Source organism: Agrobacterium sp. K11, assembly GCF_059429395.1.
The window spans coordinates 349,958-376,628 of sequence record NZ_JCAHRB010000008.1; the positions used below are offsets into that span (position 1 = coordinate 349,958).

General features: G+C 60.3%; 22 protein-coding genes. 15 read left to right on the forward strand and 7 right to left on the reverse strand.

What is annotated here, in order from left to right:
• The first annotated feature begins 1 nt into the window (after window position 1).
• The 9 genes from AC5SEO_RS16450 to AC5SEO_RS16490 all read left to right on the forward strand — a co-directional run bounded on the left by AC5SEO_RS16450 (window position 2) and on the right by AC5SEO_RS16490 (window position 9,398).
• Entirely contained in the window at window positions 2-709 is a 708-nt protein-coding gene (locus tag AC5SEO_RS16450) for a 3-oxoacid CoA-transferase subunit A (RefSeq protein WP_112200639.1), read from the forward strand.
• A complete protein-coding gene (locus AC5SEO_RS16455; RefSeq protein WP_112200638.1) occupies window positions 706-1,401 on the forward strand; it encodes a CoA transferase subunit B in 696 nt (231 codons plus the stop codon). The genes AC5SEO_RS16450 and AC5SEO_RS16455 overlap by 4 nt, the downstream gene beginning before the upstream one ends.
• Window positions 1,402-1,411: 10 nt before the next feature.
• A complete protein-coding gene (pcaF, locus tag AC5SEO_RS16460; RefSeq protein ID WP_019567006.1) occupies window positions 1,412-2,617 on the forward strand; it encodes a 3-oxoadipyl-CoA thiolase in 1,206 nt (401 codons plus the stop codon).
• A gap of 403 nt (window positions 2,618-3,020) precedes the next feature.
• Complete coding sequence (locus tag AC5SEO_RS16465) at window positions 3,021-4,049, forward strand: LacI family DNA-binding transcriptional regulator (RefSeq protein ID WP_111799925.1); 1,029 nt, start codon at window positions 3,021-3,023, stop codon at window positions 4,047-4,049.
• A 282-nt stretch (window positions 4,050-4,331) separates the two neighbouring features.
• Window positions 4,332-5,273: a sugar ABC transporter substrate-binding protein gene (locus tag AC5SEO_RS16470; RefSeq protein WP_013762379.1), complete on the forward strand. Its 942-nt coding sequence runs from the start codon at window positions 4,332-4,334 to the stop codon at window positions 5,271-5,273.
• A 142-nt stretch (window positions 5,274-5,415) separates the two neighbouring features.
• The gene (locus AC5SEO_RS16475; protein ID WP_004431052.1) at window positions 5,416-6,315 is read left to right on the forward strand and encodes a sugar phosphate isomerase/epimerase family protein; all 900 of its coding nucleotides are present in this window, start codon (window positions 5,416-5,418) and stop codon (window positions 6,313-6,315) included.
• A gap of 10 nt (window positions 6,316-6,325) precedes the next feature.
• Window positions 6,326-7,336 (forward strand): Gfo/Idh/MocA family protein, encoded by a 1,011-nt coding sequence (locus AC5SEO_RS16480; RefSeq protein WP_111800741.1) that lies wholly within the window; start codon window positions 6,326-6,328, stop codon window positions 7,334-7,336.
• A 9-nt stretch (window positions 7,337-7,345) separates the two neighbouring features.
• Entirely contained in the window at window positions 7,346-8,131 is a 786-nt protein-coding gene (locus AC5SEO_RS16485) for a TIM barrel protein (protein WP_112200637.1), read from the forward strand.
• A 220-nt stretch (window positions 8,132-8,351) separates the two neighbouring features.
• Entirely contained in the window at window positions 8,352-9,398 is a 1,047-nt protein-coding gene (locus tag AC5SEO_RS16490) for a LacI family DNA-binding transcriptional regulator (protein WP_013762382.1), read from the forward strand.
• A 10-nt stretch (window positions 9,399-9,408) separates the two neighbouring features.
• Here AC5SEO_RS16490 and AC5SEO_RS16495 read toward each other — a convergent pair whose 3' ends face one another.
• Genes AC5SEO_RS16495 through AC5SEO_RS16520 form a run of 6 tightly spaced genes read right to left on the reverse strand, consistent with a single transcriptional unit; the run spans window position 9,409 to window position 17,555 of the window.
• Window positions 9,409-10,455 (reverse strand): carbohydrate ABC transporter permease, encoded by a 1,047-nt coding sequence (locus AC5SEO_RS16495; protein ID WP_004431060.1) that lies wholly within the window; start codon window positions 10,453-10,455, stop codon window positions 9,409-9,411.
• 14 nt (window positions 10,456-10,469) lie between these two features.
• The gene (locus AC5SEO_RS16500) at window positions 10,470-11,465 is read right to left on the reverse strand and encodes a carbohydrate ABC transporter permease (RefSeq protein WP_004431062.1); all 996 of its coding nucleotides are present in this window, start codon (window positions 11,463-11,465) and stop codon (window positions 10,470-10,472) included.
• Between the two features lies 1 nt (window position 11,466).
• Window positions 11,467-12,573, reverse strand: a complete 1,107-nt coding sequence (locus tag AC5SEO_RS16505) for an ABC transporter ATP-binding protein (protein ID WP_035200237.1) — start codon at window positions 12,571-12,573, stop codon at window positions 11,467-11,469.
• Window positions 12,573-13,925 (reverse strand): polygalacturonase PglB, encoded by a 1,353-nt coding sequence (gene pglB, locus AC5SEO_RS16510; RefSeq protein WP_112200635.1) that lies wholly within the window; start codon window positions 13,923-13,925, stop codon window positions 12,573-12,575. Before pglB ends, AC5SEO_RS16505 begins: the two co-directional genes overlap by 1 nt.
• Window positions 13,922-15,016, reverse strand: a complete 1,095-nt coding sequence (bglB, locus tag AC5SEO_RS16515; protein ID WP_013762386.1) for a beta-galactosidase BglB — start codon at window positions 15,014-15,016, stop codon at window positions 13,922-13,924. The genes pglB and bglB overlap by 4 nt, the downstream gene beginning before the upstream one ends.
• Window positions 15,017-15,029: 13 nt before the next feature.
• Entirely contained in the window at window positions 15,030-17,555 is a 2,526-nt protein-coding gene (locus AC5SEO_RS16520; RefSeq protein WP_495363896.1) for a hypothetical protein, read from the reverse strand.
• A 194-nt stretch (window positions 17,556-17,749) separates the two neighbouring features.
• Between AC5SEO_RS16520 and AC5SEO_RS16525 the strand changes: the two genes are divergently transcribed.
• Window positions 17,750-19,030 (forward strand): ABC transporter substrate-binding protein, encoded by a 1,281-nt coding sequence (locus AC5SEO_RS16525; RefSeq protein WP_004431072.1) that lies wholly within the window; start codon window positions 17,750-17,752, stop codon window positions 19,028-19,030.
• Between the two features lie 231 nt (window positions 19,031-19,261).
• Window positions 19,262-21,244, forward strand: a complete 1,983-nt coding sequence (locus AC5SEO_RS16530; RefSeq protein ID WP_112200632.1) for a phosphatase PAP2 family protein — start codon at window positions 19,262-19,264, stop codon at window positions 21,242-21,244.
• Between the two features lie 56 nt (window positions 21,245-21,300).
• On the opposite strand, the gene AC5SEO_RS16535 is transcribed toward AC5SEO_RS16530, so the two are convergent.
• A complete protein-coding gene (locus AC5SEO_RS16535; protein ID WP_112200663.1) occupies window positions 21,301-22,449 on the reverse strand; it encodes an ROK family transcriptional regulator in 1,149 nt (382 codons plus the stop codon).
• 145 nt (window positions 22,450-22,594) lie between these two features.
• Here AC5SEO_RS16535 and AC5SEO_RS16540 point away from each other — a divergent pair, with 145 nt between their 5' ends.
• The 4 genes from AC5SEO_RS16540 to AC5SEO_RS16555 all read left to right on the forward strand — a co-directional run bounded on the left by AC5SEO_RS16540 (window position 22,595) and on the right by AC5SEO_RS16555 (window position 26,667).
• Window positions 22,595-23,824, forward strand: coding sequence for an ABC transporter substrate-binding protein (locus AC5SEO_RS16540; RefSeq protein WP_065660248.1), 1,230 nt, complete (start codon window positions 22,595-22,597; stop codon window positions 23,822-23,824).
• Window positions 23,825-23,909: 85 nt separating this feature from the next.
• The gene (locus AC5SEO_RS16545) at window positions 23,910-24,950 is read left to right on the forward strand and encodes an ABC transporter ATP-binding protein (RefSeq protein ID WP_112200631.1); all 1,041 of its coding nucleotides are present in this window, start codon (window positions 23,910-23,912) and stop codon (window positions 24,948-24,950) included.
• The gene (locus tag AC5SEO_RS16550) at window positions 24,950-25,804 is read left to right on the forward strand and encodes an ABC transporter permease (RefSeq protein ID WP_019567020.1); all 855 of its coding nucleotides are present in this window, start codon (window positions 24,950-24,952) and stop codon (window positions 25,802-25,804) included. The genes AC5SEO_RS16545 and AC5SEO_RS16550 overlap by 1 nt, the downstream gene beginning before the upstream one ends.
• Complete coding sequence (locus AC5SEO_RS16555; protein ID WP_112200630.1) at window positions 25,804-26,667, forward strand: ABC transporter permease; 864 nt, start codon at window positions 25,804-25,806, stop codon at window positions 26,665-26,667. The genes AC5SEO_RS16550 and AC5SEO_RS16555 overlap by 1 nt, the downstream gene beginning before the upstream one ends.
• The last annotated feature ends 4 nt before the right edge of the window (window positions 26,668-26,671 follow it).

The window sequence follows — 26,671 nt, forward strand, 5'->3', positions numbered from 1 at the left end:
TATGGACAAGACAATCAAAAGCGCGGCTGATGCCATTTCCGGTATCGGCGACGGCGCGACGGTGATGATCGGCGGTTTTGGCGGCTCCGGCGCGCCCATCGAGCTGATCCACGCCCTGATCGACAAGGGACCGCAAAACCTGACGGTCATCAACAACAACGCCGGCAATGGCCGTATCGGCATTGCCGCAATGATCGACGCGGGCATGGTCAAGAAGATGATCTGCTCGTTTCCGCGCTCTTCCGATCCGCGCGCTTTCACCGACAGATATCTGGCCGGCGAAATCGAGCTGGAACTTGTGCCGCAGGGCACGCTTGCCGAGCGTATCCGTGCCGGTGGCGCCGGCATTCCGGCATTCTACACCCCGACTGCCTTCGGCACGGAGCTTGCCAATGGCAAACCGATCGCCGAATTCGACGGCCGGTCGTATGTTCAGGAACGCTGGCTGAAGGCGGATTTCGCCATCGTCAAGGCTGAGCTTGGCGATACCTACGGCAATCTCACCTACAACAAGGCGGGGCGCAATTTTAACCCGCTGATGTGCATGGCGGCAGCCACCACCATTGCCCAGGTCTCCAAGATCGTCGCTGCCGGCGAGATCGACCCCGAGCATGTCGTCACGCCCGGCATTTTCGTCAACGGCGTCGTGGAGATCGCCGATCCGCAACAGGAAGAAATTCTCATTCGCGCGGGAGTAGCCTACGCATGACCCAGCCAATCAACACTCGCGACGATATCAAGCTTTCCAACGCCCAGATCGCCTGGCGCGCGGCGCAGGACATCGAGGATGGCGCTTACGTCAATCTCGGTATCGGTTTTCCCGAAATGGTCGCCCGTTACCAGCCGCCCGGCCGTCAGGCTATCTTCCACACCGAAAACGGCATCCTGAATTTCGGCGAAGCGCCGCCGGAAGGTGAAGAGGACTGGAACCTCATCAATGCTGGCAAGAAGGCCGTGACGCTGAAGCCGGGTGCCTCCTTCTTCCACCATGCCGACAGCTTCGCCATGGTGCGCGGCGGGCATCTGGATGTGGCGATCCTCGGCGCCTATCAGGTGGCGCAGAATGGTGATCTCGCCAATTGGCGCGTTGGCTCCAAGGGCGTGCCCGCCGTTGGCGGCGCCATGGATCTGGTGCATGGCGCCAAGCAGGTTTTCGTCATCACCGAACACGTGACGAAGAACGGCGAGCCGAAGCTTGTCGAAAAATGCGCCTTTCCGCTGACCGGCGTCGGCTGCATCACCCGCATCTACACCAGCCATGCGGTGATTGACGTCGTGGATGACCGTTTCGTTTTGCGCGAAAAACTGGCTGACATGAGCTTCGATGAATTGCAGGCCATGACCGGCGCGCCTCTCCATGTCGATGGTGAAGTCGCCGATCTTGTAGCGCCGGAACTTTGAGGAACAACCGATGACCGATGCATTCATCTGCGACTATATCCGCACACCGATCGGCCGTTTCGGCGGTGCATTGTCTTCAGTGCGGGCTGACGATCTCGGTGCTGTGCCCTTGCGGGCGCTTGTCGAGCGTAACCCGTCCGTGGATTGGGAAGCCGTCGAGGACGTGATCTTCGGCTGCGCCAACCAGGCGGGCGAAGATAACCGCAATGTTGCCCGCATGTCGCTGCTGCTGGCGGGCCTGCCAGTTTCGGTGACCGGAACCACGATCAACCGGTTGTGCGGTTCGGGCATGGACGCTGTCATCGCCGCTGCCCGTGCCGTCAAATCCGGCGAGGCGGAATTGATGATCGCAGGCGGCGTGGAAAGCATGAGCCGCGCGCCCTTCGTGCTGCCCAAGGCCGAAAGCGCCTTTTCACGCAACGCCGAAATCTACGACACGACCATCGGCTGGCGTTTCGTCAACCCGCTGATGAAGGCGCAATATGGCGTCGATTCCATGCCGGAGACCGGTGATAACGTCGCCGTCGATTATCAGGTCTCCCGCGAAGATCAGGACGCCTTTGCCGTTCGCAGCCAGCAAAAGGCAGCCGACGCGCAGGCCAATGGCCGCCTCGACAAGGAAATCGTCTCGGTCACGATCCCGCAGCGCAAGGGCGATCCGCTGGTGGTGTCTAAAGACGAACATCCGCGCGCGACGAGCCTTGAAGCCCTTGCAAAGCTAAAGCCGGTCAACAAGCGCGACGGTGCGACAGTGACGGCGGGCAATGCATCCGGCGTCAATGACGGTGCGGCGGCCCTCATCATCGCTTCGGCTGAAGCCGCAAAGAAATACGGCCTGACGCCGATTGCCCGCATTCTCGGCGGAGCAACTGCCGGCGTTCCGCCGCGCGTCATGGGCATTGGCCCCGCGCCTGCCTCAGCCAAGCTTCTGGCGCGTCTCGGCCTTAAACAGGAAGAGCTTGACGTGATCGAGCTGAACGAAGCCTTCGCCAGCCAGGGTCTCGCAACGCTTCGCCAGCTCGGCATTGCCGATGACGATGCGCGGGTGAATGCAAATGGCGGCGCGATTGCGCTTGGGCATCCGCTTGGCATGTCCGGTGCGCGCATTGCCGGCACCGCAGCACTCGAGCTTTCTCTGACCGGCAAGCGTTATGCGCTTTCGACCATGTGCATCGGCGTCGGGCAGGGCATTGCCGTGGCGCTCGAGCGGGTCTGACGGGACCGCGGCATTCGGTTCTGTTGAACGGTCCGGATGCCGCTGCCGCCGTGTCTTCACCTATGTCGGAAGGTGCTCAGGAACTCCACGCACGATTTTCTCGCATTGGTGCATTCCAATTACCCTCATTCCTGTGCTTGTCGCAGGAATCCAGCCGACGCGCGCCTGCGCGGCGGAGGGAGTCTTTTCAGCCCAAGGACTTGGGCTGGCTAGATCTCTGTGACAAGCGCAGAGATGAGGGAAGTGGAAAAGCAGGCCTCGCACCGGACACCCCAGCCAACAATATTCATGCCGCGTGCCATGGCACCCCTCGCCGAAATCTCGGTATGCGTTGGATTCTATCATAATCCGTGACATGTTTTGCGGGGTATGACAGGATTCTTTCCGCCTAGGGAGTGCCCGCATGAAACGTCCCACAATCACAGATGTTGCAAACGCCGCCGGCGTCAGCGTTGCGACTGTCGACAGGGTATTGAATGGTCGCCTGCCGGTGCGGGAGGAAACTTCGCGGCGGGTGTTCGAGGCGGCGGAAAAGATCGGTTTTCATGCCACCAACATCATCCGCCAGCGCATGCTGGCCGATCTGCCGTCATATAATCTCGGAATCATTCTGCGGAAAGAACGGCACTCCTTTTACCAGGCATTTGCCGACGAGCTGGAGCTTGCGGCGCGCAACGTGAGGGATCGCCATCTGAACCTGCGCATCGAATTTGCGCAGTCGGGCGAGCCGAGCGAGCTTGCGGGCCTTCTGACGGCCATGAAAGGTCGGGTGCAGGCCGTTGCGGCCACCGGGCCTGACCATCATGACGTTACGGCGGCCGTTGAGGCTCTGAAGGCGAAGGGTATTCCCACCTTTTCCCTGCTTTCCGATTTCGCGCAGGGTGTGCGGGAGGCCTATCTTGGCGCGAATAACATGAAGGTTGGGCGCACGGCGGCGTGGATGATCTCGCGGCTGGCGCGCAGCAAGGGCAAGGTGCTGCTATTGCTCGGTGGCCACCGTTTTCACGGTCATTCGCTGCGGGAAACCGGCTTTCGCAGCTATATCAGGGAATATGCGCCGGAGTTCGAGGTGATGGATGCGCTGATCACGTTGGAAACGCGGCGGCTGACCTACGAGCTTGTCATGGACACCATCGCCAAACACCAAGATCTCGTCGGCATCTATTGCATCGGCGGGGGCATGGAAGGTGTGATCGAGGCCTTGCAGCAGGAGAACCGCCAGGAAACCATCGTCTGCCTCGTCAACGAGTTGACGCCGGAATCCCGTCAGGCGCTGCTTGAGCGGCGTATTACCGGCGTGTTCCAGACACCGCTTCGCGAACTATGCACGGACCTTGTTGCCACGATGGTTCACACCATCGAACACGGCATGGCGGAAACGCCGGGACAGAGATTTGTGCCCGCTCATCTATGGGTTCCTGAGAGCCTTTGATCGTTTGATAGATTCTATCATAAATGCCGCGTCTATTTCTATCAGCCATGATGGTTTTGCCCGCCGAAGACGCGTTGACGCCGGCCCCGGACTAGGATCATGTTGCCGGCATGTGGAGCGGGCAGGAGGCTGATCCACGACAATAACGATGTTTCAAGGTTGCCAAACGCCGCAGATTTCCATCTTCGGCGAAGGGTATCCTTTTGCCGGCGATCGGCTGTGGCGCGATGCACTTGCGGCTGTGCGACCGGTTTCTTTTCAAGAGTTTCGGAGGAGGATGACATGAAAAGACATTTTGCGATTGCGGCTCTGGCCACCATGCTGGCGACCACGGCTTCGGCTCAGACCATCGGCGTTTCGATGGCCCTGTTCGACGACAATTTCCTGACCGTGCTGCGTAACGGCATGATCGACTATTCGAAGGGCATGAACGGTGTCTCGCTGCAGATCGAGGACGCCCAGAACGATGTCGGCAAACAATTGAGCCAGGTGCAGAACTTTGTCGCGGCTGGCGTCGACGCCATCATCGTCAATCCCGTCGATACGGATGCTACGGTGGCGCTTTCGCAGGCGGCTGCCGCAGCCGGCATTCCGCTTGTCTACGTCAACCGCCAGCCGGTCAATCTCGACAACCTGCCGGACAAGCAGGCCTTCGTCGCTTCCGATGAAAAACAGTCGGGAACGTTGCAGACGCAGGAAGTCTGCCGGCTTCTGAAGGCTGCCGGCAAGACGGAAGCCAAGGCCGTGGTGATGATGGGCGAACTCTCCAACCAGGCAGCGCGCATGCGGACTGAGGACATCAAGGAGGTCGTCGCCACTCCGGATTGCAGCTTCATCAAGCTCGTTGAGGAGCAATCCGCCAACTGGTCGCGCACGCAGGGGTCGGACCTGATGACCAACTGGCTCTCGGCTGGCGTTGAGTTCGATGCGGTGATTTCCAACAATGACGAGATGGCGATCGGCGCGATCCAGTCGTTGAAGGCGACCGGCCGGCCGATGGATGGCGTCATCATCGCTGGCATCGACGCGACCCAGGATGCACTTGCCGCGATGGCGGCGGGCGAACTGGATGTCAGTGTTTTCCAGAATGCCGCCGGCCAGGGCAAGGGCGCGGTGGATGCCGCGCTGAAACTCGCCAAGGGCGAGACGATCGACAAGAAGGTCTTCGTGCCCTTCGAACTCGTTACACCCGCCAACCTCAAGGATTATCAGGCGAAGAACTGATTTCGGCATTCACTGGGAAAGCCGGCAATAAACCAGGGGCCGCTCATGGAAAAGCAGGCCCAAGGCCGCGGTCTCTTCTCCCGGACCGCGGCCTAACCGGTCCGCAACGACCTCAACAGATACCGACGACAAGGAAGCGTAAATGCGCATCGCCATCGACCCGTTCATGCACCGCCATCTCAGCCTCGAAGCCCTTCCCGCCAAAGTTAGGGAGCTCGGCTACGACTGGATCGAGCTCAGCCCGCGCGCCGATTTCCTCGAATGGTTCAAGGCGCCGCGCGTGTTTCCCGAAAGGATACGCTCGTTCAAGAAGGCGCTGGCGGCCGAAAACGTCAAGATTGCCTCGCTGCTGCCGATGTATCGCTGGGCCTCCAATGACGAGACCGAGCGGCAGGCGGCAGTAAAACACTGGAAACGCGCCATCGAGATCGCCGTCGAACTGGAGGTCGACACGATGAACTCCGAATTTGGCCGTGGACCGCATCCCGACAAGGGTTCCTGCTATTGCTGCCATACCGGCTCGATGATCGAGGCCTGCGAGGATGCCTGGTGGCGTTCAATGGAAGAACTTGTGCCGATCTTCGAGCGCGAAGGCATCAATCTGCATGTCGAGCCGCATCCGGAAGACTGGTGCGAGACACTTCAGCCGGCGCTCGACATCATCCGCACCGTCAATTCGAAGAATGTGAAGTTTCTCTATTGCGCCCCGCACACCTTCTATTTCGGCGACGACACCAAGGCGATGCTGCGCGAAGCGAAGGATGTGCTCGCCCACGTGCATGTCGGTGACACCTTCAATCACAAGGCCAGTTCAGGGCTGCGCTACATTCTCAACCCGCCCGGCACGCAGGCGCGCGTGCACCAGCACTTGAACATCGGCCAGGGTGAGGTGCCGTGGGACGACTTCTTCGGCACGCTTTCCGAAATCGGCTTCGACGGCATCATGACCTCCTGTGTTTTCGCGTGGGAGGACAGGGCCGATGAATCGGGCAGGTTCATGTGCGCCGAGATCAACAACTATATCGAAAAATACCGCAAGTGAGGTTTTTCCCATGACTGTGAGAATTGGTGTCATCGGCACCGGGGCGATTGGCCGTGACCATGCCCGCCGCATCAACAAGGTCCTCGGAGGCGCAAAGGTCGTGGCGCTGAGTGACGTCAACCCTGCATCCGCCGAGGCGGTGAAGAACGACATTGCTGCGGACGCCGTCATTTTCGCCACCGGCGAGGAACTGATTGCATCGCCGGATGTGGACGCCGTTCTGGTGACATCCTGGGGTGCCACGCATGAGCAATATGTGCTGGCCGCCATTGCCGCCGGCAAGCCCTGCTTTTGCGAAAAGCCGCTGGCGACAACGGCGGAAGGGGCAAAACGCATCGTTGACGCCGAGGTGGCGCAGGGCAAGCGGCTGGTTCAGGTGGGCTTCATGCGCCGTTATGACGCCGGTTATGTGGCGTTGAAACAGGCCGTCGACACCAAGATCGGCGCACCGATCATGGTGCACGCCGCCCATCGCAATCCGGCGGTTCCGGAGCAATATGTGACTGCTATGGCCATCCACGACACGATGATCCACGAGATCGACGTGCTGCGCTGGCTGCTCGACGATGACTATGTTTCGGCGCGGGTTCTCTTTCCCCGCTCGGCGGCCAGAAGCCATGCGCAGCTGAAGGATCCGCAGATCGTCATTCTGGAGACCACCAGGGGCACGCTCATCGACGTCGAAATTTTCGTCAATTGCCATTATGGCTATGATATTCAGTGCCAGGTGGTGGGAGAGGATGGCATCGCCAGCCTGCCAGAACCGATGTCCGTCCAGACCCGCCTTGGCGCCAAGCTACAGAACGATATCCTGACAGACTGGAAGGATCGCTTTATCGCGAGCTATGATGTCGAGCTGCAGGATTTCATCCATGCGGCGGCGAAGGGCACCGCGGCCGGACCTAATTCCTGGGACGGTTACGTGGCCGCCATCACATCCGATGCCTGCGTCGCCGCGCAGGAAACCGGTGGCGCTGCGGTCGCCATCGACCTTCCCGCGCGTCCTGCCCTTTATAAGTGAGGATATCTCATGCGTTTTGCCATCAACCACATCACCGCACCAAAACTCTCCCTCGAGGACTTCTTCGCGACAGCGCGCAATCTTGGCCTTAGCGAAGTCGAAATCCGCAACGACCTGCCTGACATCGTCGGCACGGTGGACCCGGCTGCCGTGAAGGCTGCGGCCGAAAAGGCCGGTGTGACGATCATCTCCATCAACGCGCTATACCCATTCAACGTCTGGTCGGGCGATCTGCCAAAAAGGGCAGTCGTGATGGCTGATTACGCCGCCGCAAGTGGCGCGAAGGCGCTTGTCATGTGCCCGCTCAACGAGGGCCGACGGGTACCCTTCGACGATCTCGTGGCCGCGCTGAAGGCCATGAAGCCCATCCTCGAGGAACGTGGGCTGACCGGCCTTGTCGAACCGCTCGGTTTCCCCGTCTCGTCGCTGCGCACCAAGGCTGAGGCCGTCAAGGCGATTGACACGGCAGATGGAGGCGATGTCTATAGGCTGGTGCACGACACTTTCCATCATCATCTGGCAGGAGAGACGGTGTTTTTCCCCGAACGCACCGGCCTCGTCCACATATCAGGCGTGACAGACCCCGCTGTCTCCGTCGCCGACATGCTGGACGCCCACCGCGTTCTGGTGGATAGCGACGACCGGCTGGAGAATCTTGCCCAGATCAGGACGCTGGAGGCCGCTGGCTACAAGGGGCCTTACAGCTTCGAGCCTTTCGCGGCTGAAGTGCACGAGCTGAAAGACCCGGCTTCTGCCGTCAGAGACAGTATCGACCATATCTCCCAGGCGCTATGACCGCCTCACCGCCTGCGGTTTGCTGCAGGCGGTGCTTGCGTTCGAATACGCGCTGATTGGTAGAAAACACAGAGAAATCAATTCCGCTTTTACGGATGATGCTGTAATCTTTGCATGACAAAACAGAGCAGCAATCGGGCTCGGGTATTCTTGAAATCAACTGCTTTGTGCCGGTTTCTTGCCCGCCCCATCCTTAAAAGAGCGGGTGAATTTCCCTTTTATGAAAATAGACAGGAAAACGACGCTTAAGGATGTGGCGCAGCAGGCAAATGTTTCGCTCAGCACCGCTTCGCACGCCCTTAACGGCACGGCCCCCCTGACCACGCTGGTGCGCGAGCGGGTGCTGGAAGCGGCCCGTTCGCTCGGTTATCTCGAAAACCGCCGGCAGAAGGCGACGATTGCGACCCTGCGCGTGGTGTTGCTGGCAATGACCAACGATGCGGCTCCGCAAAGTGATCTCAACATGGTCAGCTGGACGATGCTGAACGGCTTCCGGCGCGAATGCGAACGGCGCGGCATTCGCATCGTTCCCTTCGTCAGCGCCACAAGCCGGCTTGACCCTGTCGCGGTGGCGCAGGCGGCGGATGCCGACAATGTGGATGGCATCGTGGTGTTGAACGATGACCGGTCGCAACTGGTCCAGGCGCTTTCGGCGCTCGGCAAACCGGTGGTGCTGATCAATGGCGAGGACCCGGCCATGATCGTCGATACGGTAACGGCCGAGAACCGTTTCGGCGCCCGCCTTGGCATCGAGCACCTGCTTTCCCTTGGGCATCGCAATATTCTGCACATTACCTGGAAGGGGCGCACGACGATCCGCCGCCGTTACGACGGCTATAGCGACGCATTTCTTGCGGCGGGGTTTCCGGTGCCTGCGGATATGGTCATTGAGGTGGAGAGTTATGAACCCCAATGGGGCGAAACCGCCATTCGTCGCCTGCTGGCCGAGGAGCGCCCGCTCAGAAATGCAACGGCGATTTTCTGCGCGGCCGACAATCTGGCACTCGGCTGTCTGAAAGCGCTGACGGAAGCCGGTGTCCGGGTTCCCGATGACGTTTCGGTATTGGGTTTTGACGATATCATGCCGGCGGCCTTCAGTGCGCCGCCGCTCAGCACCATTCAATTGCCCGCCGACAGGCTGGGTGGTGCGGCACTTTCCCTGCTGGAGCAGCGGCTTGTCGCCGCCGACCCGACCCGGCCTGCGCACCGGCTGGAACTTGGCTGTCGACTTGTGCTGAGGGGCAGCATCGCACCGCCCCCCAAGTGATACCGAGCTTTTACTTCATGCCCGTCCCAGCAATGCCTGTCGTGATATAGCGTTGCAGGAACAGGAACACGACGGTAACCGGCGCCAGGCTGAGGAAGGTCATGGCGAGAATATAGTGCCATTGCACCGAGAACTCGCCCTGGAAGGCGTTCAGGCCCACCTGCAGTGTGAAGTTCTCGCGGCTGCTGAGGACGATCAACGGCCAGAGGAAGTCGTTCCAGCGCCACAGCACCGAGAAGATTGCGAGAACCGCTAGTGCAGGTGCCGTCAGCGGCAGGATGATGCGCCAGAAGATGCGGAATTCGCTGGCCGCATCGACGCGTGCGGCTTCGATCAGTTCGTCCGGGATCGTCAGCATGTATTGCCTGAGCAGGAACACGCCGGTTGGCGTCGCGACGGTGGGAATGATGACACCCCAGAGATTGTCGACGAGGCCGACACCGACGATAACAAGATAGGCTGGCACCATGACGACGGTAAGAGGGATCATCAGCGTGGAGATGATCAGCACGAAAATCGCCTTCTCGCCGCGGAAGCGGTATTTCGAGAGAGCAAACGCCGCCATGGCGTTGACGATCAGGGTTAAAACCGTCGCGACAACAGTGACGAAGACCGAGTTTTTCAGGAAAGTCAGGAAGTTGAACTGGGTCAAGGGATCGGTGAAATTCTGCGTCGCGATCGTCAGTTTCTGGACGGGCGACATTTCGCGCGTGTCGACGCTGACCGGCGGGCCGGGATTGGCCGGATCCACCATCTGCGCCTTGATGCCAACGCGCCGAACCATGGCCATCTCCCGCTCCATGCCGTCGATGGTGACGGTCCAGAGGCTGAGCGGCCTGTCATAACCTGGAACTTCCACCTGCACGGCGGCGCGCGGCAGAAGGCTCGGCGGAAACCGTGTGATCTCGGCTTCCGGCTTCAGCGAGGACATGGCGGCCCAGACGACGGGTATCAACACCGCGAGCGTGCCGCCGATGAGCCACACCCAGGAGAGAATATCGGTGAGACCGATCCTGCCGGGGCGGCGGGTTCGCGTCAGGAAAGTGACTGCGTTCATATTGCCGGACATGATCAGGACTCCATCTTTTTGCCGAGGCGCAGTTGCACGAGCGTCAGCGCGAGAAGAACAAGGCCCATCAGAACCGATGCGGCGGATGCGAGGCCGAAGAGCCTGAGATCGCTGCCGAAGGCCATCTGGTAGATATATTGCACCACGAATGTATTGGCCGTGCCCGGCCCGCCGCCATTGGTCAAAACCCACGCTTCGTCAAATATTTGCACTGAGCGGATCATCAAAAGGATCAGTACGACGAGAAGGTTGGGAGCCAGCAGTGGCAGGGTGATGCGCAGCAATGTGCGTCGGGGCGAAGCGGCGTCGATTGCGGCTGCCTCATAAAGGTCTTTGGGAATGGCCTGCAGCCCGGCCAGCAGGATGAGCGTGTAAAAGCCCATGTGGAACCAGACGGATACGACCACGACGAAGAAGCGCGACCAGCCGACATCCAGCAGGAAGATTTCCGGCGGCACGCCGAGCATCTGGAAGAAGGCGTTCAGCAGTCCGTTGCGGTCAAGAAACCATTTCCAGATGAGGCCGATGACGACAGGTGACAGCAGCACGGGATAAAAGAACATGGCGCGGAAGAAGCCGCGCGCGGCAATCGCCCTGTTAAGAATGAGGGCCGTGACCAGCGCGACGAACAGCGTGGCGACAACGTTGAAGCCGACAAACCAGAGCGTGTTCCAGATCGCTGTCCAGAACAGCGATTCCCGGCAGCTTCCGGGGTCCATATAGCTCTGGCAATCGAGCAGCTTGCCGAAATTCTCCAGACCGACAAAGGGGCGGTCGGTGATCAGCAGCTCGGTGCCGCCGGTAAAGGCGTAACCGACGGCAATGGCAATCGGCAGGAAGGTGAAGATGCCGAAGAGAACGAGGTTCGGCATCAGGAAAATATAGGGCATGCGTCTTTTGCCGATCAGCCGCTCTATGAGGTTGAGCGGCACTTCGGCAATCGCCATCACGGCGTCGAGCACGCGGTCGGACAGTCTCGCAAGCGTCGGATTGGCCATGCTAATCTCTCCCGTGGCTGTCAAGGCGGGGCAGCGCCAGTTCGGTTTCGGGGTCGAAGACATGCACCCTTTCGCGCGCCGGCATGATGTTCAGAACTGAGCCTGAAGCGGGTGCGAAGTGGCCAGCCTGGTGCACGATGATCTGCTCTTTCTGGCCCTGAAGATTGCCGTAGAGATAGGTCTCGGTGCCGAGGCTCTCGTGATACTGCACTTCGAAGGGCAGGCCCTTTTCCTGCGTGATGACAAAATGCGAGGGGCGGATGCCCGCCAGAACTGCCTTTCCGGGGGTAGCCACGGCGGGATCGACGAGGCAGGGCAGGGACACGCCGTATCCGGTGTCGATTGCGAAACCGCCGTCGCTGCCAGCGACGAATGTGCCCTTCAGTATGTTCATGCGCGGTGAACCGAGGAAGCCGGCGACGAAGAGGTTACGCGGATTGTCGAAAAGCTCGAGCGGGCTGCCAACCTGTTCGATGCGGCCTGCACGCAGCACCACGATCTTGTCGGCCATGGTCATGGCTTCCACCTGATCGTGGGTCACATAGATCATCGTCGTCTTGATATCGCGATGCAGCCTTGTGATTTCGGCGCGGGTCTGCACGCGCAGCGCCGCATCGAGGTTCGACAGCGGCTCGTCAAACAGGAAAATGTCAGGCTCGCGCACGATGGCGCGGCCGATGGCGACGCGCTGGCGCTGGCCGCCGGAAAGCTGTTTCGGCTTGCGGTCGAGATAGGGTTCGATGGCCAGCATGCGTGCCGCCTCGTTGATGCGGCTTTCGATTTCCGCCCGCTTGAAACGCAGGTTTTCAAGGCCGAAGGCGAGGTTCTTGCGCACACTCATATGTGGATAGAGCGCATAGGACTGGAAGACCATGGCGATCTTGCGCTCGGCCGGCGAGAGCGCGCTGACATCGCGTCCGCCAATGCCGATGGTGCCTGACGTCACATCCTCAAGGCCGGCGATGATGCGCAGCAGCGTGGATTTTCCGCAGCCGGAAGGACCGACGAAAACGACGAATTCCCCGTTCTCGATCTGAAGATCGATATCATGCAGGACATGAACGGCACCGAATGCCTTGTTGAGGTTTTCCAGCTTTAGACTTCCCATTACCTGCTCCCTTCGGGCAAGGTCGTCTCTGCGACGATCTCTTTTGCATTCCAGCCCTCGGGTAAGGGCATCGTTCTTCCAATGGCAACGTCGCGCGCAGAAAATCCGTGAACGCCGGACAGATAGACCGCAGGCATGCCGCCGGGGTAATCTTCAAGTCCGACGATCCTGCCGTCGGCGCTGCGTGTCCAGGCATTGGCGCGGCCGGCAGCTTCCGGGCTTGGTGCAATGTCCGCATTGGTCGGGCGAAGATCATATTGCAGGCCGGTGCCGAGTTTGCCGGGCTGCTGCGACAGTGAAATGCGCGCGAGCGTGACATTGTGGATGCCGGCGCTCGAGGTGGCGACGAGGTTTATCGCCCCTTCCATCGAGCCGCTCAGGTCTTCCACCACAAGGTTTTCAACCTTACCGGCCTGACGTTCCGGCCGGCGGTCTACCACGGTGACAGTCACGGCTTCGCCCGATCCCCAGAACCCGCCCGGCGTTTCGTGGCACTCCGCCTCGATCCGCGAAAAGCGGATATTGCGCATGGCGCCGCCATCGCGGGAGAAAAGGCCGATGCCGCGATTGGATGCGATGACTTTGCAGTCCTCGAACGCCACATCGGTGAAATCGCCGAAGGATTCCGTGCCGAGCTTCAAGGCGCAGCTCATGCTTGAGACAGTGCAGCGGCGAACCGTGATATCGGCGCAGGCGCCAACAGCCTTGCCATCCGGTCCGGCGCTGGTCTTCAGGCAGATACCGTCATCGGCGGTGGAGATGGAGCAATCCTCGATCAGTGCGCGCCGGCAGGCATCCAGCACGATGCCGTCGGTGTTGGGCAGGCGGCGATCGTTTTCGACACGGATGTTGCGGAAACTCAGATCTTCGCAATCGACCATGTGCAGGGTCCACATTGGCGAACCGCTGACGACGAGGTTTTCAAGGCGAACGTCGCGGCAGGATTCCAGAACCATGACACGCGGCCTCTTTTTCGCGGGCACATAGGTTCCCATGGCTTCGTCGTCACCGATGATGAAGTTCTCACCGCCAGCCTCGATACGGCCGGGGCCGGTGACGGCGATGTTGCTCGCGCCCTTTGCGACGATCATGCCGCGATCGGAATCCTCGGCGATGACAGAAACGGACGTATGGGCATAGGCGTCGTAGTCGGAAATCGGCGCGAGCACAGCGTCTTGTGCAAGGTGAAGTTCCACGTCGCTTCTAAGATGGAGGCCGCCGCTGACATGCCGTCCGGCCAAGAGCGACACGACGCCGCCGCCTGCAGCCGATGCTGTATCTATTGCCTGCTGGATATCGGCAGTGGCGTCACGGCCCTCGGCGGCTATGGTGATATTGGTGTGAGCACTCATGATGCCTGCGGCCTCTTCAGAAAGACGTCGATCAGCAGCAGCATCGTCAGCGCCTGCCCATAGGGTGTCGGCAAATTGGGAATGCGGCGGTAGAAATCGAGGTCGTGGCCCATGGGCGTTCCGTCCGACACACCGTGCACGACGCCTTCATCATCGATATTGCCCAGCACCGCCTTCAGCGCCCGCTCGGCATGGGCGCGGTTTTCTTCGCCGAGAATACCTGCCTCGATGCCGCGCAGAATGCCATAGGCGATGCCAGCGGTTGCCGACGTCTCGACCGGCGAAGTCGGATCGTCGAGGAGCGTGTGGAACATGCCATCCTCGCGCTGATACTGGCGCAGCGAACGCACCTGGCTTGCAAGCACATTGGCGAGGAAACGTTTGTCCTTTTCGGCAAGCGTCGGCACCAGTTCGAAGAGTTCGGGGATTGCAACGGTGATCCACGAATTGCCGCGTGCCCAGAAGGCATGCGCAAAATTGTGGCGTCCGATGAAGGTCCAGCCGTGATACCACAGCCCGGTCACGGGGTCTGACAGGTAACGCGCATGGATCATGAACTGGTAGACTGCCTCATCGATCCAGTCCTGACGTTTGCAGACCACACCGGCGCGTGCAAGGAACAGACAAGCCATGAACAGCGTGTCGTCCCAGAGTTCACCCTCGTTAAGCCGCTCCTTGACCACATGCTGGAAGCCGCCATCTTCGGTTTTCGGCAATTTGTGCACAAGCCAGTCGGCCCAGTCTTCTACCAGCGCCCGGAAATCCGGCCGGTCGACATGTTCGGTGAGGATGACGAGCGGCAGCATTGGCGCGGAACTGTTGATCTGGCGTGGCGGCAGGCCACGATCGATCTGCCAGCCGTACCAGGTCACGAGATCGTCCAGAGCTTTCTGGTCGTTCGCGGCAAGCGCCCGGCGCAGGAAGCCGTAAAGGCCAACGCCCACTTCCCAATCCCATTCATCGAACTGGATCTTGCCGTCGGAACTACCGCTTGCCAGGCCTTCCTGTATGCCCTTGAGGCGGCTGAAGGCGGCGGCGACGCTGTCGATCGTCGTTCTGAGAGTGTCTTTCTCGATGCTTTGCTGGTTCATCTGGTCATTCCGCTTAGGAGTAAAATGGCTGTGCCACGCCGTTGCCTGCGGCGGTTTTGGCACTGTCGAAGGTGATCTGTGGCTGTGGCTGCTCGTGGTCGAAGGCCATGCCTTGCCCGCCGATGGTGAAGTTGCCCTCCCAGTTGAGGGAGAGTTCGGGGCCACCGGGTGGCGTGACAGACAGCAGGCGCCTGTCGGCGTCGAACATGACCTGCGTGGCGAGAATTCTTTCGCGGAAGTGCGCGAATGCGTTCGTATCTCCGCAGCCGATAATGCCGATCCAGCCAGCGCGGCGGCCAGGTGATCTGATCTCGCGGTCGGCGGTGGCGCCTGCTGTTACAGGTTCAAGCCCATTGGTCGCATAAAGTGCTGCAAAGCCGCGGCCCGCGCGGGTAATGAGCCAGTTACCCTTCGTTACCACCTCGTCCAGCCCGTCGCGACCGAGATAGGCATGGGTCCAATCATTGCGGTGATCATCCGTATCGAAGATCATCATGGCGATATCCCGGTGCTGCGCCACGCGCGGCAGGATGCCGCTGCCGGCCCAATAAGAGGGGCGCTGTGTGCCCCACGGATCATCTTCGCCGGGATGGTTGACCCACAGCCGCGCCATCGGATGGCCGGCAAGCTTGATGTCCATGACGTGCTGCTGGTGGCCCTTGCGACCTGTCTTGTGGTCCACCACAGTGGAAAGCTGGGCTGCTTCGTTCTTGAAAAGCACGAGTTTGCCCGGCTCCAGTCCCTGCGCATAACGCGCCTCGACCATGCGGCCGCCTGTCAGTTGCGACAGGGCGGCAAGATGCGGTGGCGGCAGGTAATCTCCACAGCAGAACATCGGCAGCGAGGCGACGCCATTGTTGAGCCAGCCCTGACCGAAGGCAACTTGCGCAAAAGGTGCAAGTTCGGTCAGCGGCCCGGCGCGCAGCTCCTTGTCATAGGCTCTGCCCTGGGAACCGGAGGGAACGCCACCAAGCGTGTGCAGAGCGATCATTTCGAAAATGAGATCGAGCTGGTGGCGGGCGCGGGCGGCAAGTTCCGGTTCGGCCCAATGTTCGATGGCGAGAAGGCCGATGAAATCCACCGGGTAATAGGCGGCCGAATTCCATTCGGCGAGACCGTGCGCCTCGACGCTGTCGAACCAGCGTTGCAGCCGGTCTGCGGCCAGCGCCGCCTGCTCCCTGCCGGTGCGCCCGGAGGCGCTGAAGATGGCGTCCGGCAGATAGTCTCCCGCGAGCAGCTGGCTGGTATGGAAGCACAGAACGTGGTTTTCGCTCCAGAACCACATGACGTCGTTGCCGGGTTCGTCCACCCAGTAGCGATAGGAGAGAATAGAAGAGTTGATCCGCTCAAGCATCTGAGGGGGAAGCCGGTCACCATAGGCGCGCACCAGCCAGAGAAGCGGCACCAGCACGAAATCGGAGCAATCCTCGCGCCGGTCGATGGACCGCAGCGTTGCGTCGACGATGCCGGAAATCGTCTTCATGTCACCGCTGCCGGTAGCGACCATGGCCAGCGCGCGGCCGATGCGCCATGCACCAAAGCGGGCGCTGAAGGACAATGCCGCTTTCTTTCGCTCGGCAATATCGGTGGCGGCCGGTTGTGGCGCCATATCGCACATGAAGGCTGCGTCGATGACGCGCGTCACGGTTCCGGCACCTGAGCCGATGGTGATCCTGACGCCATGATATCCGTCCGAAATGCCTGCCGTCTCGGGGATCGTCAGGGTCGATTGCCCGGCTTTCAGCACGGTATCGACCTCGGCAAGGGCGGCGCGCTCGTGGCCGTGGCTTTTCACCGCAATGTGGACGGGAAGGTCGCTGGCAGGTGCTGCCCCGAAAACCAGCTCGAGGGCCGCGCCGGAAAAAACGTCGCGTGCGGGGCGAACATCGCGCACCAGTGCGGCAAGACGTTTCGTTTCTTCCCGGTCGAGCGGCACCGGCAGCACGACGGTGAGCGGCGTGGCGTCCGTAACCTCAAGCTCGAAGAACCAGATGATGTCACGTTCCGCCAGATCTTCGCAAAGCAGCAGCACTTCGTTATCGCCGGCCGCAAGTTCGAGCGTGATATCGCGGCTGCTTTCGACATTGCGGATAAAGGGCTCAAAGCGGACCTGCTCCACGCCGCCCACCCAGATGCGCACGCCGCCGCAGGTGCGCAGCCGGAAATGCGCCTGTCTTGTGGTGTCGCTGCGGAACGTGCCCTTCAGCCAGCGCTGCACATGGGTCGGAACATGCCAGAAACCGGTGAATTCAACGCGTCGGTTAGAACCCGGCAGGTTGAGGTGCGAAACCGTAAAGCTGCAGTCGGGCGCGATGTCACGGCCGATCATCGTCTGTTGAAAGGCCTTGCGGCAGGGCAGGTCGCCAACATCCACAAAGCCGTTGATGAAGCGATAATCGACCCGGTCTTCCGCCGGTGCCGCAATTCCCGGAAATGAGGTTTCCACCAGATCCGAGACGATCCAGGCGGTAACCGTTTCGCCTGGCGGCACGGTATATGTGGGCTGCGACAAGCCCGTCGCCAATGGTCCATCCGTCATAATGGATCGCCTCCCGTCGATCTTTATGAAATTATTTTCACAAATCTATTTTCGCTTTGTTGCATCGATTTGTGCGATTTAGCCGAAACAAACAGCTTGACGTTTATTCTGTCAAGTCGCAAAACAAGCGAAATCGAATTAAGACGAGGAGCTTCAATTCGATTTGTGAAAAGTTTTTCATTGGGAGGATGAGCATGCTGAAACTGTTTTCGGGCGTCAGTGCCCTCGTATTGGCCTCTATCGCCGGCCTTTCGGTCGCAGAGGCCGAGACAAGAACGATCACGTTCCTTTTTACGGATGACGACCAGGGTTATGTGCAGCGCATGTCTGAACTCAGCAAGGAGTTCGAGGCGGCCAATCCGGGCGTGAAGATCAACTTCGTGTCTTCCGGTTATGATGCCGTTTCCAAGCAACTGCCGGTACAGCTTGCGGTGGGCGAGGGGCCGGATGTTGCCAAGATCACCGACTGGCAGCTCGCTTCCTACTATCTCGACATGCGCCCCTACATGAAGGATGCGGATGGCTTTGCCAAACTGCACGGTTCGAGCCTTGCCCAGCTTCGTCTGCCTGGTGTCAACGATCCGCAGTCGATCAACGGTTACATGGCCTCGCAGACGCTGAACCTGCCCTTCGTCAACAAGACGCTGTTCGAGCAGGCGGGTGAACCCTTGCCCGGCCCAACCGCGAAATTGAGCGAGATTGTCGAGGCGTCCGCGCGCGTTGCCAAGTCGACCGGCGTGCAGATTCCCTTCACCATGGACCGCTCCGGCCACCGCTTCTCCGGCGGCGCCTTCGCTTATGGTGCGACCTATGTGAAGGACGGCAAGTTCAGCTTCCCCGACGACGCGGCGAAAAAATACATCTCCGACATCTATTCATGGACGCAGAACGGCAGCTTCCCAAAGGAAATGTGGGGTGCTGCGGGTGGCTCGCAATACAAGAACATGGGCGATGAATTCGTCAACGGCAATGTCGTGACCTATCTGGCCGGCAACTGGATGGTCAATCCATTCCAGAACAAGATCGGTGACAGCTTCGAATGGACCGCGATCAACGCCCCCTGCGGCGATGCCGGTTGCTATGCCATGCCCGGCGGCACGGCGATTGTCGGCTTCAAGCGCACCAAATATCCCGAAGATGTCGCCCATTTCGTCGAATTTCTCGGCTCTGAAAAGGTGCAGCGGGAAATCGCCGAAAATTACGTGATCCTGACGGGCGCCGAAATCGTCGATCCGCAATACAAGCTGAAGAGCGAAAACGCCAAGGCGGCGATGAAGGTCTTCCTGGACAACAAGAAGAATGTGCCGCAGGCCGCCCGCGAATTCGAGCATGCCAAGGGTGGCACTGCCATGTATCAGCAGATCGTCCAGCGCATGAGCCAGCTCATCGTCGGCGAACTGACGCTCGACCAGACCTACAAGGTTCTGGAAGACGATGTCGCCAAGATCAATGAGGCCGTTGCGGTCAAGAAATGATGAGCGCCCGTTCTTTCATCACGAAATAACGATGCTCTCGATCTGCCCGGAGTTATGCTCCGGGCATACTTCGCCGCTTGTTCGCCGGCTGTCGTGGCACATGCGATCTGACTTAATCAGCAAGTCGAAAAAAAACTGCAATACGCCCGGCATAAAAGCTGACGGCTAGGCGCGCCGGAAACTGCGTGCGCGCTTCGTCACGCGTCATCCGCTGAAATCATAGGATTCGTCATGGCTAAACTGAAGATGTCGTCTTTTCCGTTCGTGCGGTCGGCCTTGCTTGCCTCCGTCGCATTGCTGGTTCTTGTCCCGAACGCACAGGCATTCGAGCGCACTCAACCCGCAGGTCAGGGTTATGCCATTACGGTACCCGAACCCGCAGCAAGATATCCGCTGCCGCTTTCCGACACCTATCGCAACCAGACTGGCAAGAACGCCAGGGGCGAAGACGTCCGTGCCTATGACGACCGCGACAATCCCGTCATCGAAATCCTCTCGGGTTTTAATCGCATCTGGACGCTGGGCGATGAAAAATGGGCGGATGGCGGCGCCAATGGCGACGGTCCGAGTGATTTCAGCCATGTGAAGGCCGTCAATCCCGCTGTGTGGCAGGAAAACATGCGTTACGTGCTTTCCGTAACCGGTGAGAACCGCACCCCCGCCGCGGCCTTGAACGCCTATATGAAAGACCGCCGCTCGCAGGGTTACAGCATGATCGACGGGATGGGGCCGCTTGCTCCGTGGTATCGCGAAGGCGCGGGCGCGACGACGACCATCAACCACACCCTGGCGGATTTCGATCCGAACGAGGTCATCACGCGCAAGGAAGAGGACAAGGGCACCGAGGCTGGAGCGGCCGATTCCGAGCTGAAGGATGTCGTGGCCCTCATGAAGGTAATGCGTGGCCCGGAAGGCACGACGTCGCCAGCGAAATATTTCTATTCCACGCCGCGCCCATGGCGCATGAATGCCAAGGGCGAGGTGATAGAGACAGGCACCGAGACCATCGGCGACCGCAAGTTTGAAACTTACGAAACCGATCCCGGCGTCATTGTGCCCGCGCTCAAATATGCGCGCGAGAACCGTGGACGCGGCAAGGATGGCGGCTTTCCGAGCGGTCACACCAATGCCGCCTATCTCGCTGCCATCACTTATGCTTACGTAGTGCCGGAGCGGTTTTCCGAATTGCTGACTGCCGCTTCCGAGCTCGGCGAAAGCCGTATCGTTGCAGGGATGCATTCGCCAGTCGACGTGATCGGCGGCCGCATTACGGCCACCGCCATAGCCGCCGCTATTCTGCAAGATCCGAAAAACGCCGATCTCAAGAAGGCCGCGCATGATGAATTGCAGGCCTATTTTGCCAAACGCTTACCAGCGGGACAGTCCCTGATCGACTTTGCCCATAGCGCGAAACCGGATGTAGACCCTTTTGCGGATGCGGCGACCAACGAGGCTGATTATCGCCGGCGTATGACCATGTCCTTCAGCCGCGACAAAACCGTTGGCGATGCGCCTATGGTGGTGCCGAAGGGTGCCGAGGTTCTGCTGGAGACACGCCTGCCTTATCTCGATGCCGCGCAACGCCGCGCCGTCCTGTTCTCCACTGGTATCGAGGCCGGTTATCCGCTGCTTGACGACAGCAATGGCTGGGGCCGGATCAATCTGGTGGCCGCCGCTGCCGGTTACGGTGCCTTTAACGGCGATGTCGACGTGACGATGGATGCTGCGGCCGGCGGGTTCAATGCGGCTGACCGCTGGACGCACGATATTGCCGGGGCAGGGCGTCTCGTCAAATCAGGCAGTGGCGCGCTCGCGCTCACCGGCGCCAACAGCTATAGCGGCGGCACCGTCTTGCAGGACGGAACGCTTGTGGCATCCTCCGCCAATGCGCTTGGTACAGGTGGCGTGCTGGTCTCCGGCGGAACGCTTTTGCTGAACGGTGAAAGTGACATCGTCATTGGCGGCGATTATGCCCAGACGGGCGGCACGCTGGCGCTTGATCCGCAAAAGGCTCCGCTGCTGGTCAAGGGCAACGCGACGCTTGATGGCGCAACCCTGCGGCTCGCCTTCGATGGCGCCGCACCCGCTGCCGGCACGCGCTTCAACGTCATCGCCGCAGACGGCCTGACTGGCACCTTCGCTGCGATCGACGCGGGCAATGTGAAGGTGCGGCCGGTTTATACCGGCTCGTCGCTGTCCGTGGTGGTCGAATAGGCTGCGAGGCCAAGGTTTCGCGGGCGCGGTCTAATCGCCGCGCCCGGCCGGCCCGGTTACAGGAAATAACGGACCCTGAGCGGCAGCAGGGTGGCGCCGAGTGCCGAGGAATCGCCTTCTGTCTCGCTGAGCACCAGTTTTGCTTCCTGCGGGCCGATGCCGTAACGGTGTTCGCGTTGCGAGGGCATGTGTACACGTTCGATCATCATCCGGCCGAGTGCGCGCGGCAATTGTCCACCAAAGACGATCGCCTGTGGATCGAGAACCGCAATCAGGCTCGCCACCAGCCGGTCCACCTGCGGCATGGTCCGCTCAAGCCATTCCTCGACGCCCGGCCAGGCAGGGTCAAAATGCTGATAGAGCGCTTCGATCGAATCTATCTCGCTCCCGTGTTTCTGCAGCGTCGCGATCAGATATTGCAGCGCCGGCCGCCTGTCGGCTTCATCCGGGTTGAAGATGCCGCTGAATTCACCGGCATTGCCGTGAAAACCGTAGAAAGGCTGACCTCCCAGAATGAGGCCGCCGCCGAAGCCATAGTTGAAGGATAGATAGGCGAAGGTCTGGCACCACAGTCCCACGCCGCGAAGGCTTTCGCCGATCGCGCCGGTGGTTGCGTTGTTTTCCAGCCAGACCGGCAGACTGAATTTCTCTTCAAGGATCGGTTTCAGGTCCATCAGCGACCAGTCGCGCAATGGTTCCGGCGCGTTGAACGCCCGATCTTCCGACACGAAAAATCCCGACATGGAAAAGCCGAGGCCGAGCAGGCGTTCGCGCGGGATGCCGTGGTCCGCCAGCAACCGTTCCAGAGCGAGCGACAATGCGGCAAGCGTCATTTCGCGATCGCTGGGAAGCATCCGCAATTTTTCTTCGACAACCACCATGCAGCGGAAATCGGCGATGCAGATCACCACGGAGTCAGTGTTGATGGAAATTCCGAGCGAATAGGCCGCCTCAGGCACCAGTTCAATGGTCGGGCTCGGCTGGCCACGCGTTCCTTTAAGCGGTGCGCCGGTACGCAAAAGGCCGCGTTCCAGCAGGCCTTCGATCAACCGATGCACGGATTGCTGCGTCAGGTTCGTGTGACCAGTGATTGTTGCACGGGCAATGGGGCCGTGGCGGCGCACGATATCGAGAATGAGGCGCTCATTCTCGCTGGCAAGCGGCTGGCGGTCGAAGGTCTGGCGCGGTGTCTTTTCTGTTGTCATGGCCTTGGATAGCGGCTGCACAAGGCCTTCGCAACTCGGGCCGCGCGCCGGGGACGGCATTTTTCACTGGACTGTCACAAATAATACACTTAGAGTGTAGTAATAAGAAGCCGGTCAATAACGGATCCCCAGGAGGAACCATTCAATGAGCATGAAATTTATTGCGATCGCCGCGCTTGCGCTGGCGACGACGGTAGCGCCTTGCCTTGCGGCGGATACCAACATGAAGAACCTCGACTTCGATCTGTCGAAGGTCACGCGCGAAAATTTCTATGACATCGTCGTTCCCGCTGCCAAAGCGGAAGGCACGGTGACGATGTACAATTTCGCCGGCAGTTTCGCGGATACGTGGAAGGAACTGATCACCCGGTTCGAGGCCAAATATGGCATCAAGGTTACCTATAGCGACGTGAAGGGTGATCAGGCGAACCAGCAGCTCATCGCCGTGCAGGCGGCTGGGCAGGATTCACCCGTCGACGCCTATTTCGCTGGCGGTGGCGGTTATCCGCTTTTGTCTTCCAAGGGCGTCGTCGGCAATATTCCGCTGACGAAGATCTTGCCCAACATGGCCAATTACAATCCGGAACTGGCCGAGACCGTCTTCGGCAAGGCGCATGGCGGCAGCTTCCCTCTTGTGCATCTCAACCAGACCGCACTCGGCTACGATTCCGCCTTCGTGAAAGCCGAAGACGTGCCGAAGAGCTTCGACGATCTTCTCGTCTGGGCTGAAAAGAACCCGAAGCGCCTTGGCGTCACCCTGCCAGCCAAGGGCGGCTCAGGCGGCGGCTTCATCTATTCGGTGGCGCTCAATTATCTCACCGGCGACTGCCGCAAGCAGCTTACCGACTATAATCAGACGCTGCAGCAGGCCGAAGACTGGGCAATGACGTCCGAGTGCCTTACGCCGGTCTGGGATTATTACCGTCGCCTTCTTGCCGTGGCTGAACTGACAAACGGCAACGCCGACACGCTCAACCTGATCAATAACCAGCAGCTCTACATGGGCACCGTCTGGGAAGATCAGGTCATGAGCTTCCTCGGCACCAAGCAGCTGCCGGAGAGTTTCCGCGTCACGCTGCTGGAAAAAGGCCAGGTCGGCTCGGGCGATGCCATTTTCGTGCCGGCAAATGCCAAGAACGTCGCGTCCGCGCTCCTTCTCATCGATATGGCGATGAGCAAGGAGTTCCAGCTCTGGAAGCTGGAGAACAAGGCTTCGCGCTCTCCGCGGGCGGATGTCACCAACGACCTGATGCCCAAAGCCGTACAGGAGCATGTTCTGCCGCAAAGCGTTTATCCGCGCCTGTCGGTTCCGGCGTTCTGGGACATGTCGACGGCCCTTGCCGAAGCGCTCGATGAAAAAGTGCTCAACCAGTAACACCTTCCCGGATCGACCGGACCGTGGGGCTGGAAACCGCCAAACGGTCCGGGAGCCTTGGTCGAAACCATGAGGGAGCCTCGCCATGAGTGAACTCGAGATCAGCAATATCAGCAAGGATTACGGTTTGAGCCGGGCGCTTCATCCCGTGTCGATCACTGTCGAGCGGGGCGAATTCGTCACCATTCTCGGCCCCTCGGGCTGCGGCAAGTCCACGCTTTTGCGCATCCTCACCGGCATCAGCCAGCCTTCGGGAGGCGAAATCCGGCTGGGCGGCAAGCGTATCGATCAGGCGCCGCCGGAAGCGCGCGACATCGCCATGGTATTCCAGTCCTATGCGCTTTTCCCGCATATGTCGGTTGCCAAAAACCTTGGCTTCGGCCTGAAGATGAAGAAGGTCCCGAAGGACGAGCGCGCGCGCCGCATCGCCCATGCGCTTGAAATCTGTAATCTTGCCGGCCTGGTGGACCGCATGCCGCGGCAATTGTCCGGCGGGCAGCAGCAGCGCGTTGCGCTGGCGCGCGCCATTGTCATGCAGCCAAGTCTGTTGCTGTTCGATGAGCCGCTCTCGAACCTCGACGCCAAGCTCCGGGACACGCTGCGCCATGAACTGACTGAACTTCACCGCCGGATCGGCGCGACCAGCCTTTATGTGACGCATGATCAGGCCGAGGCCATGGCGATGTCGGACCGGATCGTGGTGATGAATGCCGGCCGCGTCGTCGAAGTGGGAACGCCGCTCGAACTTTACCGTGCGCCCAAACACGCCTTTACTGCCGGTTTTCTGGGGCAGACCAACCTTTTGCCGGTTTTGGCTGAGGGTAGGCAGGCGCAATTGCCCTGGGAGCAGTCCGTAACGCTGGATGCGACTGCTGCCGGCTCCGCACAGATTTCGGTTCGCCCGGAAAACATCCACATCAGCGCCGACGAGGCGGGTGCCGGCACGGTCTCTGCCGTTTCCTTCATGGGCGCCAATGCGCTTTATACGGTCGAAATCGGCAGCCACCAGATCAAGATCAGCCAGTCCGGTGCGGAAAATCTTATCGATGCGGGACGCAGGGTCGCCTTGCGTTTTCCCGGATCGGTGCATCTGCTCGATGACGGGCAGGCAGGGGAGGCGGCGTGATGCGCGGGGTGCTTCGCGACAGGCGCGCCCAGCTGCTGGTCCTGCTTGCGCCGGGGGTGGGTTATTTGCTGATCTTCTTCGGCGGTCCGCTGCTTTCGGCACTGATCGGCAGCTTCAGGCAGGACGATGGCAGCTTCACGCTGATGTTCTACGAGCGGATCTTCACACGTCCGTCGATGATCCGCGGCCTGACGACGTCCATCTATTACGGTGTCGTGCCGGTGATGGTGTCGCTTGCGGCTTCGGTGCCGCTGGCGCTTCTGATCCGCAAGAGCTTTCTCGGCCGCAAGCTGTTCAGCGGCCTTTACAAGCTCCCGATGGCGGTGCCGGGCATCATCGTCGGCCTGATGGTGATCGTCGTTTTCGAAAGGGGCGGTTTTCTCGACCGGCTGGTCGCGCCGCTCGGGCTTGAATTGCCCAAACTCGTGCGTGACGACTGGGGCATTGGCGTCATTCTCGCCAGTGTCTGGAAGCAGATACCCTTCATGACGCTGATCATCACCAGTGCCTTTGCCGCCATTCCGGAGGACATCCGTTACGCGTCGCGCACGCTCGGCGCCTCGCGGCTGAAGACCTTTCTGTTCGTCGAAGTTCCGCTTGCCATGCCCGGCATCACCGCCGCCATCCTTCTTACCTTCATCGGCTCCATGGGCTCCTACGCCATTCCCGATATTGTCGGTCCGCCCACTGCCCGGCCGCTTTCGGTTCTCATGGTCACGGAGTTCAATCAGGGGCGGTTCAATCAGGTCTATGCCATGGGCATGGTGCTGAGCCTCTTCGCGGTCTCCGTCCTGCTTCTGTATTACTCCCTGACATCCCGCATCGGCCCCGGCCAAACCCGAGGAGACGCATAATGAGCGCCATTGCCCTCGATCCCGTCACCATGACTCGTCGCCGCACCTTCACGCCGGACGACCGGATTTTCGTCTCCATCGGGCTCTTTACCGCGCTGGCGCTCGCTATCGCCGTGCCTCTGGCGCTGATGTTCCTGTGGAGCATTGCCGATGGATGGACGCCGCCTCTGGTCGTGCCGGAGGATTACACCACCACGCGCTGGGCGAGCATTCTTGGCGATGCAAGCCTCATCCAGGCCGCCGCCAACAGCATCCTCATCGCCATCGTCGTGACTTTCTCGACGGCCGCGATCGCACTGCCGACCGCGTGGGCCATGGCCCGTTTTCCCTTCCGGCTGAAACGGCTGGTGGAGATCTTCATTCTGGCTCCCATCATCATTCCGGGGCTGGTCGTCGCTGTCGGCATCGGCCAGGTGTTTCTTCTTTTCGGTCTCGCTTATTCGGTGACCGGGGTCATCCTTGTGCAGATCGTCGGCACGCTGCCGCTGATGATACGGCTGATGACGGCGACGCTAGAAACCATTCCCGACGACCTGATTCATGCCGCCCGTTCGCTCGGCGCGGGAACGGCCGGCATTGTCATCCACATCATCCTGCCGCTTGCGGTGCCCGGCCTTCTGGCCGGTGGCCTGATGTCCTTCATCGGCAGCTTCGAGGAATTCGACAAGTCCTTCATCGTCGGTGCGCCTGTCGTGCAGACGCTGCCGATCAAGCTCTACATGTATCTCGACCCCTATTCGATGCAGATCCCGCTCGCCTCCATCGTCTCCTTCATCCTGCTTCTTCCCGCACTCGTCGTTTTCATCATCGCCGGCCGCATTCTGCGTGACGACCTGATGGCGGCGGGCATGGGGAAAATCTGATCCG

Coding starts and splice junctions, on each gene's coding strand:
- AC5SEO_RS16545 (WP_112200631.1), top strand. CDS start 23,910: ATGAGTGAACTCGAGATCAGCAATATCAGCAAGGATTACGGTTTGAGC.
- AC5SEO_RS16525 (WP_004431072.1), top strand. CDS start 17,750: ATGCTGAAACTGTTTTCGGGCGTCAGTGCCCTCGTATTGGCCTCTATC.
- AC5SEO_RS16465 (WP_111799925.1), top strand. CDS start 3,021: ATGAAACGTCCCACAATCACAGATGTTGCAAACGCCGCCGGCGTCAGC.
- bglB (WP_013762386.1), bottom strand. CDS start 15,016: ATGAACCAGCAAAGCATCGAGAAAGACACTCTCAGAACGACGATCGAC.
- AC5SEO_RS16500 (WP_004431062.1), bottom strand. CDS start 11,465: ATGGCCAATCCGACGCTTGCGAGACTGTCCGACCGCGTGCTCGACGCC.
- AC5SEO_RS16550 (WP_019567020.1), top strand. CDS start 24,950: ATGCGCGGGGTGCTTCGCGACAGGCGCGCCCAGCTGCTGGTCCTGCTT.
- AC5SEO_RS16480 (WP_111800741.1), top strand. CDS start 6,326: ATGACTGTGAGAATTGGTGTCATCGGCACCGGGGCGATTGGCCGTGAC.
- AC5SEO_RS16520 (WP_495363896.1), bottom strand. CDS start 17,555: ATGACGGATGGACCATTGGCGACGGGCTTGTCGCAGCCCACATATACC.
- AC5SEO_RS16470 (WP_013762379.1), top strand. CDS start 4,332: ATGAAAAGACATTTTGCGATTGCGGCTCTGGCCACCATGCTGGCGACC.
- AC5SEO_RS16450 (WP_112200639.1), top strand. CDS start 2: ATGGACAAGACAATCAAAAGCGCGGCTGATGCCATTTCCGGTATCGGC.
- AC5SEO_RS16495 (WP_004431060.1), bottom strand. CDS start 10,455: ATGAACGCAGTCACTTTCCTGACGCGAACCCGCCGCCCCGGCAGGATC.
- AC5SEO_RS16540 (WP_065660248.1), top strand. CDS start 22,595: ATGAGCATGAAATTTATTGCGATCGCCGCGCTTGCGCTGGCGACGACG.
- AC5SEO_RS16455 (WP_112200638.1), top strand. CDS start 706: ATGACCCAGCCAATCAACACTCGCGACGATATCAAGCTTTCCAACGCC.
- AC5SEO_RS16505 (WP_035200237.1), bottom strand. CDS start 12,573: ATGGGAAGTCTAAAGCTGGAAAACCTCAACAAGGCATTCGGTGCCGTT.
- pglB (WP_112200635.1), bottom strand. CDS start 13,925: ATGAGTGCTCACACCAATATCACCATAGCCGCCGAGGGCCGTGACGCC.
- AC5SEO_RS16490 (WP_013762382.1), top strand. CDS start 8,352: ATGAAAATAGACAGGAAAACGACGCTTAAGGATGTGGCGCAGCAGGCA.
- AC5SEO_RS16555 (WP_112200630.1), top strand. CDS start 25,804: ATGAGCGCCATTGCCCTCGATCCCGTCACCATGACTCGTCGCCGCACC.
- AC5SEO_RS16485 (WP_112200637.1), top strand. CDS start 7,346: ATGCGTTTTGCCATCAACCACATCACCGCACCAAAACTCTCCCTCGAG.
- AC5SEO_RS16535 (WP_112200663.1), bottom strand. CDS start 22,449: ATGACAACAGAAAAGACACCGCGCCAGACCTTCGACCGCCAGCCGCTT.
- AC5SEO_RS16530 (WP_112200632.1), top strand. CDS start 19,262: ATGGCTAAACTGAAGATGTCGTCTTTTCCGTTCGTGCGGTCGGCCTTG.
- AC5SEO_RS16475 (WP_004431052.1), top strand. CDS start 5,416: ATGCGCATCGCCATCGACCCGTTCATGCACCGCCATCTCAGCCTCGAA.
- pcaF (WP_019567006.1), top strand. CDS start 1,412: ATGACCGATGCATTCATCTGCGACTATATCCGCACACCGATCGGCCGT.